The 10,772-nt window shown below is 62.4% G+C and carries 8 protein-coding genes and 1 pseudogene; 3 read left to right on the top strand and 6 right to left on the bottom strand.

Annotated features, from left to right (window positions below):
• The coding region (gene rsxB, locus WCA85_RS18705) for an electron transport complex subunit RsxB (RefSeq protein WP_424066367.1) at positions 1 to 461 on the bottom strand (461 nt) is incomplete at its 3' end.
• Positions 462 to 747: 286 nt separating this feature from the next.
• Between rsxB and WCA85_RS18700 the strand changes: the two genes are divergently transcribed.
• A complete protein-coding gene (locus WCA85_RS18700) occupies positions 748 to 1,380 on the top strand; it encodes a TetR/AcrR family transcriptional regulator (RefSeq protein ID WP_424066366.1) in 633 nt (210 codons plus the stop codon).
• 240 nt (positions 1,381 to 1,620) lie between these two features.
• Here the strand turns inward: WCA85_RS18700 and WCA85_RS18695 are convergent, their stop codons facing one another.
• Positions 1,621 to 2,898 (bottom strand): polyhydroxyalkanoate depolymerase, encoded by a 1,278-nt coding sequence (locus WCA85_RS18695; protein WP_424066365.1) that lies wholly within the window; start codon positions 2,896 to 2,898, stop codon positions 1,621 to 1,623.
• A 340-nt stretch (positions 2,899 to 3,238) separates the two neighbouring features.
• Entirely contained in the window at positions 3,239 to 5,101 is a 1,863-nt protein-coding gene (locus tag WCA85_RS18690) for a glycoside hydrolase family 15 protein (RefSeq protein WP_424066364.1), read from the bottom strand.
• Positions 5,102 to 5,352: 251 nt separating this feature from the next.
• On the opposite strand from WCA85_RS18690, the gene WCA85_RS18685 reads away from it, so the two are divergent.
• Entirely contained in the window at positions 5,353 to 5,598 is a 246-nt protein-coding gene (locus tag WCA85_RS18685; protein WP_424066363.1) for a hypothetical protein, read from the top strand.
• A 125-nt stretch (positions 5,599 to 5,723) separates the two neighbouring features.
• On the opposite strand, the gene WCA85_RS18680 is transcribed toward WCA85_RS18685, so the two are convergent.
• The gene (locus WCA85_RS18680) at positions 5,724 to 5,876 is read right to left on the bottom strand and encodes a DUF3096 domain-containing protein (RefSeq protein WP_424066362.1); all 153 of its coding nucleotides are present in this window, start codon (positions 5,874 to 5,876) and stop codon (positions 5,724 to 5,726) included.
• A 354-nt stretch (positions 5,877 to 6,230) separates the two neighbouring features.
• Between WCA85_RS18680 and WCA85_RS18675 the strand changes: the two genes are divergently transcribed.
• Positions 6,231 to 7,388: a lactonase family protein gene (locus tag WCA85_RS18675; protein ID WP_424066361.1), complete on the top strand. Its 1,158-nt coding sequence runs from the start codon at positions 6,231 to 6,233 to the stop codon at positions 7,386 to 7,388.
• A gap of 138 nt (positions 7,389 to 7,526) precedes the next feature.
• On the opposite strand, the pseudogene WCA85_RS18670 reads toward WCA85_RS18675, so the two are convergent.
• Positions 7,527 to 9,089, bottom strand: a pseudogene (locus WCA85_RS18670) (DNA translocase FtsK); the annotation flags it as partial.
• Between the two features lie 1,370 nt (positions 9,090 to 10,459).
• The coding region (locus tag WCA85_RS18665; RefSeq protein ID WP_424066360.1) for a hypothetical protein at positions 10,460 to 10,772 on the bottom strand (313 nt) is incomplete at its 5' end.

The raw sequence follows: 10,772 nt of genomic DNA, 5'->3' as shown, positions 1-10,772 counted from the left end.
GCGTTTGCCTCGTCCTGCGTCCAGGCATCCCAGCCGGTTGCCTCACCCGTAACCGGCACCATGGCGATGCAATCCACCGGACACGGCGGCACGCACAGGTCGCAGCCAGTGCACAGCGCTTCGATCACCGTGTGCATCTGCTTCGGTGCGCCAATGATCGCGTCGACTGGACACGCCTGCATACACAGCGTGCAACCGATACACAGATTCTCGTCGATTACCGCCAACGGGCGCGGGCGTTCGACACCGTTGGCGGGATTAAGCGGGATCAGCGGTTTGCCGAGCAGGTCGGCCAGTCGTGCGACACCCTCAGCGCCGCCTGGCGGGCATTGATTGTAGTTCGCTGTGCCAACTGCTACGGCTTCGGCGTACGGCCGGCATCCGGCGTATCCGCATTTCGTGCATTGGGTCTGGGGCAGCAGATCTTCGATGCGGTCTGCGAGTGTTATGGAATCGGTCACGGTCACGACGGTGAGGCTTGCCAAAGGGCGGCCGAAGGGCGACCCAGGGCGCTCAACGGCAGACGGAAGCGAGGCGAAATGGCCCGCTCCATCAGGCATAGGGGAAATAGCGCATTATCGCCGATTTCCCCGATTGCCATTACCAAACCATGTGCCATAATCAAAGCGCTTTTCCGAAAGACCGCAGAAGGGTGTCCCCCAACCAGCCCGTTCAGTGCTGTCGGTGCAAGGCCCGAGGAGAGGCCGGCGGCACGATCCGGATAACGCGGCTCACGAACATGCCACCATGAATCAGCCGAAAATCAAAAGAGATCCTGAAGGCACCCGGCGCCGTATTCTGCTCGCGGCGGCTGAGGAATTTGCAAATGGTGGGTTGTTCGGCGCGCGCGTCGACCAGATTGCCCGCCGCGCGGAAACCAATGAACGAATGCTCTATTACTACTTCGGTAGCAAGGAGCAGCTTTTCACGGCTGTACTGGAGCACGCTTTCGGCGCGCTCACTGAAGCTGAACGCACGCTTGACCTGAACGGCATTGCACCCGTCGAGGCCGTGACGCGGCTTGCGCATTTTGTGTGGGACTACTATCGCGATCATCCCGAACTGCTGCGTCTCGTGAATAACGAGAACCTGCACGAGGCGCGCTATATGCAGAAGTCCACACGTATTCGCGAAATGATCTCGCCGATCGTTGCAACGTTGGCCAGTATTCTCGAACGCGGCCAGCGCGCCGGACTGTTTCGCACCAATGTCGATCCGCTGCGCTTTTACGTCACGCTGTCGGGTATGGGCTATTACATCGTGTCGAACCGCTTCACGCTGGAAGCAACGCTGGGTCGCGATTTCAGCACGCCGGCCGAACGCAGCGAAGTGGTGCAGATGAACACGGAGTTGTTGCTGGCGTATCTGCTGAGGCGTTAAACATCACGCGCCGTCGCATGCCTCAGCGTGCCACGTTCTTCCGCGAGCGGTGCTTCGCTCGTTGCGAAGCATTGCTCACTGCGCGGGGAACATAGGAATTCGAAACAATTCCGACCAGTGTGTACGCTTGCTCAAAAACGAAAAACGGCCCTTGCAGGGGCCGTTTTTCGTTTCGTTTGATGCAGACACAATCTTTAGCATGGCAACCCGTTGACGCTGGGCTACCTGCTTGCGCGCATCTTACGCTTCAACTTTTTCCGCAGCGGACTTCGTGCTCTTGTTGTGCTCGAGGATAAAGTCGCGCAGTTGCGGATAAATGATGGTGCGCCAGCGGCGGCCCGAGAAAATGCCATAGTGGCCGCACTTTTCCGCGGTGAAATGCTGCTTGTCCTTGGCGGGAATCCCACTGCACAAATCGTGTGCAGCGCGCGTTTGCCCGTCGCCGGAGATATCGTCGAGTTCGCCTTCGATGGTGAAGAGGGCGGTCTTCTTGATGTCCTGCGGCCGTACGCGTTCTCCCGACACATCCCAGGTGCCTTCAGCCAGGCGGAATTCCTGGAAGACGACGCGGATCGTGTCGAGGTAGTAGTCGGCGTCCATGTCGAGCACGGCGTTGTACTCGTCGTAGAAACGGCGATGAGCTTCAGCGTCATCTTCGTCGCCAGCCAGCAGGCTCTGGTAGTAGTCCCAGTGCGATGCAGCGTGACGCTCCGGATTCATCGCCACGAAACCGGTGTGCTGCAGGAAGCCCGGATAGACCTTGCGGCCCACGCCCGGATAGTTCGGCGGCACCGTGTAGATCACGTTGTTGTCGAACCATTCGAACGAATGCTGCGTGGCCAGTGAATTCACCGAGGTCGGGCTCTTACGTGCGTCGATCGGGCCGCCCATCATCGTCATGGTGCGCGGCGTGTCTTCGCCACGGCTCGCCAGCAGCGAAATGGCGGCGAGTACCGGCACGGTAGGCTGGCACACGGAGATGACGTGCAGGTTCTTCGCGCCGATATGGCGAATGAACTCCTGGATGTAAGCAACGTAATCGTCCAGGTGGAACCTGCCTTCTTCAAGCGGGACCATGCGTGCGTCGAGCCAGTCGGTGATGTACACCTTGTGGTCTTGCAGCAGGGTGCGCACGGTGTCGCGCAGCAGCGTGGCGTGGTGGCCGGACAACGGCGCGCACACCAGCACGACCGGTTCATCTTTCAGTTGGCTAACGGCGCCGCTATCGTCAGCGAAGCGCTTGAAGCGCAACAGACGGCAAAACGGCTTCTCGATGATCGTTTGCTCGATGATCGGAATGTTGTGGCCGTCTTTGACGATCTGATGGATGTTGAATTCAGGCTTTTCGTAATCTTTGCCGAGCCGGTAGAGCAATTCGTAACCCGCGGAAAGACGGGTTGCGCCCGGAACATAGGCAAAAGGGCTAGCCGGATTCGCGAAAGATTTCGACGCGGCCTGAGCCCAGGCGGTAAGCGGGCTTAACAGCGCCCGTTGGAATTCGTGCAGTTGATAGAGCATGGGTGCTCCAGCGTTGGGGCGGTTTGCATGGGGCTTCGCAAACTCGCGAGTCGCGTAGCGGCGGGCCGTATTGGTTGTGAACGCTTGATTATCGGCCAAGAGTTGCAGTTGATCATATCGGACTGAACGAATTTGTGCAACGCAGCAACTTTTGACCTAAACGTTGCTAAAACGTCATTAGATCATGGTAGGGCCGAAATTGCTGCGGTGCTATACGGGGTTCCCGCAGGGTCAAGTTTTGGCGCTCGGCTGCCGTTATGCCCAGGCGCCTGGTTAGAGGTTTGCCCCTAGCCGGTCGCACGTAGCGTGCCCGCTGCAATTTAGCCGCTGCACATTGCGTCTATTGCGCCGGTTGTTCGAACATCTCGTCGTCCTGCGCGTTGCCGTCATGGGGCGGCTGCCCGGTGGCTTTCGCCATCTCCTGCTCGTGCTTCATCAGATTCAGTCCGGTGTGCACCAGCGCCACATGCGAAAACGCCTGCGGGAAGTTGCCGACCAGCCGCTTCGCGGCCGGGTCGTACTCCTCGGCTAGCAATCCGACGTCGTTGGCGAGCGCGAGCAGGCGTTCGTACATCGTCTCGGCTTCCTCAACCCGGCCTTGCATGGCGAGGTTATCGACCATCCAGAAGCTGCACGCGAGGAAGGTGCCTTCGCCGGGTGGCAGCCCATCGTCGAATTCCGTAGTACGGTAGCGCATCACGAAACCGTCGCGCAAAAGATACTTTTCGGTGGCGGCGAGCGTGCCGATCACGCGCGGATCGGACGGCGGCAGAAAGCCCACTTGCGGCAACAGCAGGACGCTCGCGTCGAGTTCGTCGCCGCCGTAGATCTGGGTGAATGCGTTGAGCCTGGCGTTCCAGCTCTTCTCGCAGACCTGGGCGTGAATCTGATCGCGAATCGCGCGCCAGTGATCGAGTGGTGCGGGGAGATTGAACGATTCGGCGGATTTGACCGCGCGGTCAAACGCCACCCATGCCATCACCTTCGAGAACGTGAAATGTTGCCGGCCGCCGCGGGTCTCCCAGATGCCTTCGTCAGGATCCTGCCAGATCGTTTCGAGGTGCTCGAGCATCTCGCACTGCACATTCCAGGTCGTGTCGTCATTCTGCAACCCGCCTACGCGCGCCAGATGCAGGGCGTTCATCACTTCGCCGTACACGTCGAGCTGCAACTGTCCCGCCGCATTGTTGCCGATGCGCACCGGCGCTGCGTCCTGGTAGCCTGGTAACCAGCCCACCTCCCACTCCGGCAGGCGCCTCTCGCCGGCAATGCCATACATGATCTGCAACTGTTCCGGCGCGCCTGCCATGACGCGGGCGAGCCAGCTCCGCCAGGCGCGGGCTTCGTCGAAGTAGCCCCCGCGCATCATGGCGAGCAGCGTAATGGTGGCGTCGCGCAACCAGCAGTAGCGGTAGTCCCAGTTGCGCGTGCCGCCCAATTGTTCGGGCAACGACGTGGTGGGCGCTGCAACAATGCCGCCGGTCGGTTCGTAGGCCAGCGCCTTCAGCGTGATGAGAGAGCGGCGGATCGGTTCTGCATATTTGCCTTCGACGGTGCTGCGCGCTGACCAGTCGCGCCAGTGGTTCTCGGTGCGGGCGAGCGACGTGTGCGGGTCGCGTGCGGGCGGAATACGCAGGTGCGACGGCGAGTAGGCGAGCGAGAACGGCACGCGCTCGCCGGCTGTGACGGTGAACTCGGCCACGGTTTGCATGTTTTCGCCGCGCAGGTCGACAGGCGTGCGCAATATCGCGGTATCCGGCCCGACGATGGCCTTGATGCCGCTATCGTGCTTGAGGCGGCTCACCCACGGAATGGAAAAGCCGTAATCGAAGCGCAGAACCAGTTCCATCTTCATGCGAACCGTGCCGCGCCGGCCCACCACGATCCGGACCAGTTCCGACCAGCCATTGCCCGGCGGCATGAAATCGATCACCGTGACCGCGCCATCGGCGGTTTCGATATCGGTTTCGAGAATCAAGGTTTCGCCACGATAGCGGCGCTTGAACACCGGAGGCGTGTCGGATTCTTTCAGGTCCGGCGCAATCAGCCAGCGGCCATTCTTTTCGGTGCCGAGCAGGGCGGCGAAGCAGGCGCCGGAGTCGAAACGCGGCCAGCAGAGCCAATCGACGGAACCGTCACGGGAGATCAGCGCGGCTGTGTGGCCGTCGCCGACGAGGGCATAGTCTTCAATGAGTGCGGGCATAAGTGACCGATTTAAGTGATCGACATCAGCGTATGTGTAAGGACTGCGCCCGGTACACGCTGGGCTGCTGTTATTACCGGACCCGTCGCATACGTTTTGGTTCAGCCCGTGTAATGGGCGGCAACCCGCATTGTCATTCCGGCGCGGCGCTGCTTAAAATCAGAGCTTTGGTAGAAGGGTGGGGACCTGCCTGAGATGTCGCGGCGTGGTCGGTCCATCGCACGCAAACGCTGTTTTCGAGGACGAAAGCCATGCTGAACCCGTCGAAATCCGATTGCATCAAGATACTCTCCGCCGCCAGCGAACTTGCTGGCGATTCCATGTTGCCACTCGACCCGCGAAGCCTGGGTCTGTCCCGCAACGGGATGCAGACTGCGATGGCCTTCCTGACCGAGCGGGCCTGCTTCAAGCAATATCGAAAGGGCGACGGTCATTATGCCGTCGGCGGCCTGTCGCTGCAGGGACGCCTGCGGCTCGACCAGTTAGCTAACGGATAGCTTGCGAAATCAGTGGGTGTGAGGCGGACCTTTGGCGTGTGTGCCGACGGCCCGCGATACCGCTCGCCATCAGCCATGAGCCGTTGGCCGCCCACGGCGGTCAGCGTCGTGCCGCCCGCAACGGATTAGAGATGTGACGCTGCGACGCCAAAGATGCCGATCACGCCGATGATGATCAGGTAGAGCGCGACGATGTAGGCCAGGAGGCGCGGCATCACGAGGATGAGGATGCCGGCGATCAGGGAAACCACCGGGCCCAGGCTTAGGGTGATGTTCATGGAGACTCCGAGTAGCACTACGGGTGTAAGAGAGGGTTTGCGCCCGACAGGCCGTCAGGCGGCTCGTCGGCACCGGGCCGCCTTCACAGGCACGGGCGTTCCGGCTCATCGTTTTGCTTCTATCTTCTATACTTGCGCCGATAACAAAAAACGCTCGACACCGCGTGGTAGACCAGTGACAGCTAAACCGAATAACCCGATGTCCAGGAGGTCCATATGCATCTTCGCGACCGAGTTGCTCCGCGCGCCGCTTCGCTGTTCTCCCGTCAATCCCGATCCGTAAGCGAGGGCGTTTGCGCCTCGCCAACGCCATCACACCGGTCCGCCCGCACGATAATAAGAGGTTTACTCCTTATGGTCTCGATTGTTGCTTCGCCCGCGTTTGCCCAGGATGCCGGGCCGGCCCCCGCAGATGGCATCTACGACATGATCGTCGGCACCTACACGGGCGGCAAGAGCGAAGGCATCTACGTCTACCGATTCGACACGAAGACCGGCGAAGCGACCCGCGTGTCGGTCGCGCAGACGGTCAACCCGTCGTACGTGGTGGTCAGCAGCGACCGCCGTCACGTGTACTCGGTCAACGAACTCCCCGGCGATAACGGTCCGGCCTCTCAACGCGGCGGCATCAGCGCGTTTGGCTTCGATCCGGCAAGCGGCCAGTTGACGTTTCTCAACAAGGTGTCCTCGGAGGGCAATGACCCGTGCTATCTGAAGATCTCACCGGACGGCAAATACTTGTTGACGGCGAATTACTCAGTGGCGGCTGATCCGGGCGGCAGCTTCGCGGTGTTTCCGCTGCAGGCCGACGGCCAGGTTGGACAAGCGGTGCTGACGGTGCATCACGAAGGGGGTGGCCCGGTAAAAGGACGCCAGGACAACTCGCATGTGCATTCGACGGTGTTCTCGCCGGACGGCAAGTACCTGTTCGCGCAGGACCTTGGTGCCGACAAGCTCTACTCGTACCTCTATACGCCGGACGGTAGCCGCGGCTTGTTCGGCCCGACCGAATGGCGCTATACGGACGTGAAGGCGGGCTCCGGTCCGCGTCACCTGGTGTTTGGCCCGGATGGCAAATACGCGTATTTGACGAGCGAACTGGCGGCGACCGTCAGCACGTTCCGTTATGACGACGGCAGGCTCACGCTGCTGCAGGTCTCGCCAATTACGGAACCCCACTTCAAGGGGCAGGTGGGGGCGGCTGCGATCCATCTGTCGCCGGACGGACGTTTCCTTTATGCCACCAACCGTGGTGACGCCAACGAGATCGTGATCTTCGCGGTCGATCAGGCGAACGGCCATCTGAAACTGGTGGGCCGGCAATCGAGCCTTGGCAAGTCGCCGCGTGAGTTCGCGATCGATCCGACCGGCAACTGGCTGATCGTCGGCAATCAGAACAGCGACACCGCGTATGTCTTCAAACGCGACCAGCAGACCGGCTTGCTCGAAGCGAATCCGAAGCGGATCGATATCGGCTCGCCGGTGGATTTCAAGCTGGTATCGCCGTCGTAAGCGTCAGGCCGACGCGTCGCGTTCGAGCACAGTCAGGCGCCTTTAAAGCGGCATAAAACGAAACGGGCCTGCAGGCGGATATGCCTGCGAGGCCCGTTTGTTTTGCTTGCATCGACGCAAGCCGGTGACGGCGGCTGCTTATTCAGCCGGTCCAGGCGCCAGCACTTCGCGGCTGCCGTTGATACCCATCGCCGAGACGAGTCCTGCTGTTTCCATCTGTTCGACGAGGCGCGCCGCACGGTTATAGCCGATGCGCAATTGACGCTGCACCGATGAGATCGACGCGCGCCGGGTGCGCACCACGAAGGCCACGGCTTCGTCGTAGAGCGGGTCCGCTTCGGCTTCGGGCGTGTCGCCGAAGAGGTCCTGCGTGGCGCCGTCGCTTACGGGCCCGTCGAGGATGCCTTCCTCGTATTGCGGCTCGCCGAACTGCTTCAGATACTCGACGATCCGGTGCACTTCCTCGTCGGCCACAAACGCGCCGTGCACGCGCTGCGGATAACCGGTGCCAGGCGGCAGGAATAGCATGTCGCCCTGACCAAGCAGCGATTCGGCGCCCATCTGGTCGAGAATCGTGCGCGAGTCGATCTTCGACGACACCTGAAAGGCGACGCGCGTCGGAATGTTGGCCTTGATGAGACCGGTAATCACATCAACAGACGGCCGCTGCGTTGCCAGTATCAGGTGGATGCCGGCGGCCCGCGCTTTCTGCGCGAGACGTGCGATCAGCTCTTCGATCTTCTTGCCGGCCACCATCATCAGGTCGGCCAGTTCGTCGATTACCACGACGATCAGCGGCAAGGCGGCGAGCGGCTCAGGCGCTTCGGGCGTCAGCGAGAATGGGTTGCCCAGTTTCTTGCCGGCGGCTTCGGCGTCGCGGATTTTCTGGTTGAAGCCCGCAAGGTTACGTACGCCCACCGCCGACATCAGCCGGTAGCGTTTTTCCATTTCGCCCACGCACCAGTTGAGCGCGTTGGCGGCGAGTTTCATGTCCGTCACGACCGGTGCGAGCAGATGCGGGATACCTTCGTAGACCGACAATTCCAGCATCTTCGGGTCGATCATGATGAGGCGCACTTCTTCGGGCGTGGCCTTGTACAGCAGCGACACGATCATGGCGTTGATCGCCACCGACTTGCCCGACCCCGTGGTGCCTGCCACGAGCATGTGGGGCGCCTTCGCCAGATCGGCGACCACTGGATGGCCCGTGATGTCCTTGCCCATCGCGAGCGTGAGCATGGAGTGCGAGTGCTGGTAGACATTTGCTTCGAGGATCTCTGACAGGCGGATGGTTTGCCGTTTGGCGTTCGGCAGTTCGAGGCCCATGCAGGTCTTGCCGGGGATCGTTTCGACCACGCGGATCGACGTGAGGCCGAGTCCGCGCGACAGGTCTTTCATCAGGCCGACGATCTGGCTGCCGCGCACGCCGAGCGCGGGCTCGACTTCGAAACGCGTGATCACCGGACCCGCCGAGGCCCCGACCACCGTCACCGGCACCTTGAATTCCTGCAGGCGCTGCTCGATCAACTGGCCGGTTTCGGCGAGGTGCTCCTCGGAGACCGGCTCGACATCGGTGTCGGCGCGGGCGAGCAGATCGAGCGTGGGCAGTTCGACCATCGATGCCGCCGGCGCGCGGAACTCAAACACGGTGGGAGCATGGCCGCGCACAGGAGGGCGGGGCGCCACGGGTTCGTTGGCCGGCTCGTGGCGCGTGATGGGGAACGGCGCGGCGTGCATGCCGGGGGTCACCGGGGCGGCGCTGTCGTCGTCGTAGGCTACTTCGTCGGGCGCTTCGGCTTCGTTGGCTTCGTCGGCTTTGTCGGTTTCGTCCACGGTGGTGGTGTCATCCGCGCGGACGTAGCGCGAGGCGGCGGACGTGTGGTGCGTGACTGGGCTTTCTTCGCGTGGAGGCTCGGCGGCGTCAAATGTCGTGGATTCGGCGTGAACAACGGCGCTCGCAGCGAAGCCGGGAAAGCGCACCACGTTCGAAAGCGATGGACTCTGCGGCAGCGCGGGTTCGACGTTGGACCGCTCTACGTGCGCTGGTTCGGCGTTCGGTAGCGTGAACGGTTCTGCTTCGGGCCGCCCTTCGCCTTGTGCTTCGTCCTGCGCCGCGAGCGTGGCTAACTCCGCGCGCTCGATGGTTATCGCGTTTTCAGGGCGGGGCAGGGGGGCTTCGATCGGCGCGTCGAAGGTGTGCCATTGATCGCCATTCGACGAGTCTTCAGCCGGGACGCTCGCTGCGGGGATGCCTGCGCTGGTGGTCTGCGCTGGCGAGGCGTCGGCTTCGAGGCCTGCATGTTGCGCCAAGGCTGTGTCGACCTCGGGGCCCAAGCCTGGTTCAGGACTTGAGTCGGCTTCATTGCTCGCCACTTGTACTGGCGCGGCGGACTCTTCCGCGACAGGCGCCATCGCGGCAGCGTCTTCGGTGAGCGTCACGACTGCAGGGTCACCGGCCGTAGGAGGCACGTCCGACGTGCTCGCGGGTTCGGGAGGTAGCTCGCTTTCGGATTGCACGTGGGCAGCAGATGCCGCAGTGCTATTTTGCATGCCGCTGGCCGCATCGGCATTGGACGCTGTCGCGGATCGGGCGCGGCCATCGTCCGTGGTCGTGTCGTCCGTTGGTGTAGATGCTGACGGATCGGTCGTGTATCTGACGACCTCAGGATGGTCTCGACGAGCGAGGCTCGCGCCTGCGATGGTCGTCCAGCGCGCGGCATTCTCTTCGATGGTGCGCAGCGTTTCCTGCACGCTGGCGGGCGGGGTAACTTGCTGGGTAGCGGCGGGCGGGCGCGAAAAATTGGGAGCCCGCGTGCTCGAGCTGACGTGACCAAGGGGTGCCTGAGTGCCGCGAGCGGCATTAAGACTGGACTGCTGCGGTGCTCCGCCAGGTGTCGACGCCGCACTGCTTTCCGTCGAGGGCAGCGGCGCGTTGGTGCGCATCGGTTGCGCGGTCCTTTGGACTGAAGCAGGCGTGGGCTGCGCGTGGATAGAGCTTCCAGGGGTGCCCAAAGTGTTGACCGGCGTCGCCGCGCTGGCTGCGAACGTCTTCGAGCCGTCGGCTGCGGCGCTTACACCAGCACCGGCCACTGCTGCACCCAATGGGCTGGGCCGAGCGATCGGACGGGATGAGGCGCTACGGGAGGGAACGCCGGCACCGGCTCCAGGACCGCCTGCATCATCAGCACCAGCACGAGTAGCACTCGCGTGAGCGCCAACCCCGCCAGCACCAGTGCCACTTTGCTCCGGCCCATTTCTGCGCGCCGCCGTCGCCGGCTCGCGCAGCCACCCATCTGGTGCGACCGGTTCAGCCGGCATCCAAGGCGCGGGCCGATCAGCCTCGGTACGGCCGCGCGCGCCCTGCGCCTGAGCGCTGCCTTGCCC

This window comes from Paraburkholderia sp., from assembly GCF_049581445.1.
In the GTDB taxonomy this organism is placed as follows: domain Bacteria; phylum Pseudomonadota; class Gammaproteobacteria; order Burkholderiales; family Burkholderiaceae; genus Paraburkholderia.
The sequence above is the reverse complement of the archived record's forward strand: the minus strand, read 5'-3'. Positions and strand labels throughout refer to the sequence as shown.

Bases quoted from the DNA above. Each gene is read 5' to 3' on its own strand.
- WCA85_RS18700 (WP_424066366.1), top strand. From the start codon at position 748: ATGAATCAGCCGAAAATCAAAAGAGATCCTGAAGGCACCCGGCGCCGT.
- WCA85_RS18695 (WP_424066365.1), bottom strand. From the start codon at position 2,898: ATGCTCTATCAACTGCACGAATTCCAACGGGCGCTGTTAAGCCCGCTT.
- WCA85_RS18690 (WP_424066364.1), bottom strand. From the start codon at position 5,101: ATGCCCGCACTCATTGAAGACTATGCCCTCGTCGGCGACGGCCACACA.
- WCA85_RS18685 (WP_424066363.1), top strand. From the start codon at position 5,353: ATGCTGAACCCGTCGAAATCCGATTGCATCAAGATACTCTCCGCCGCC.
- WCA85_RS18680 (WP_424066362.1), bottom strand. From the start codon at position 5,876: ATGAACATCACCCTAAGCCTGGGCCCGGTGGTTTCCCTGATCGCCGGC.
- WCA85_RS18675 (WP_424066361.1), top strand. From the start codon at position 6,231: ATGGTCTCGATTGTTGCTTCGCCCGCGTTTGCCCAGGATGCCGGGCCG.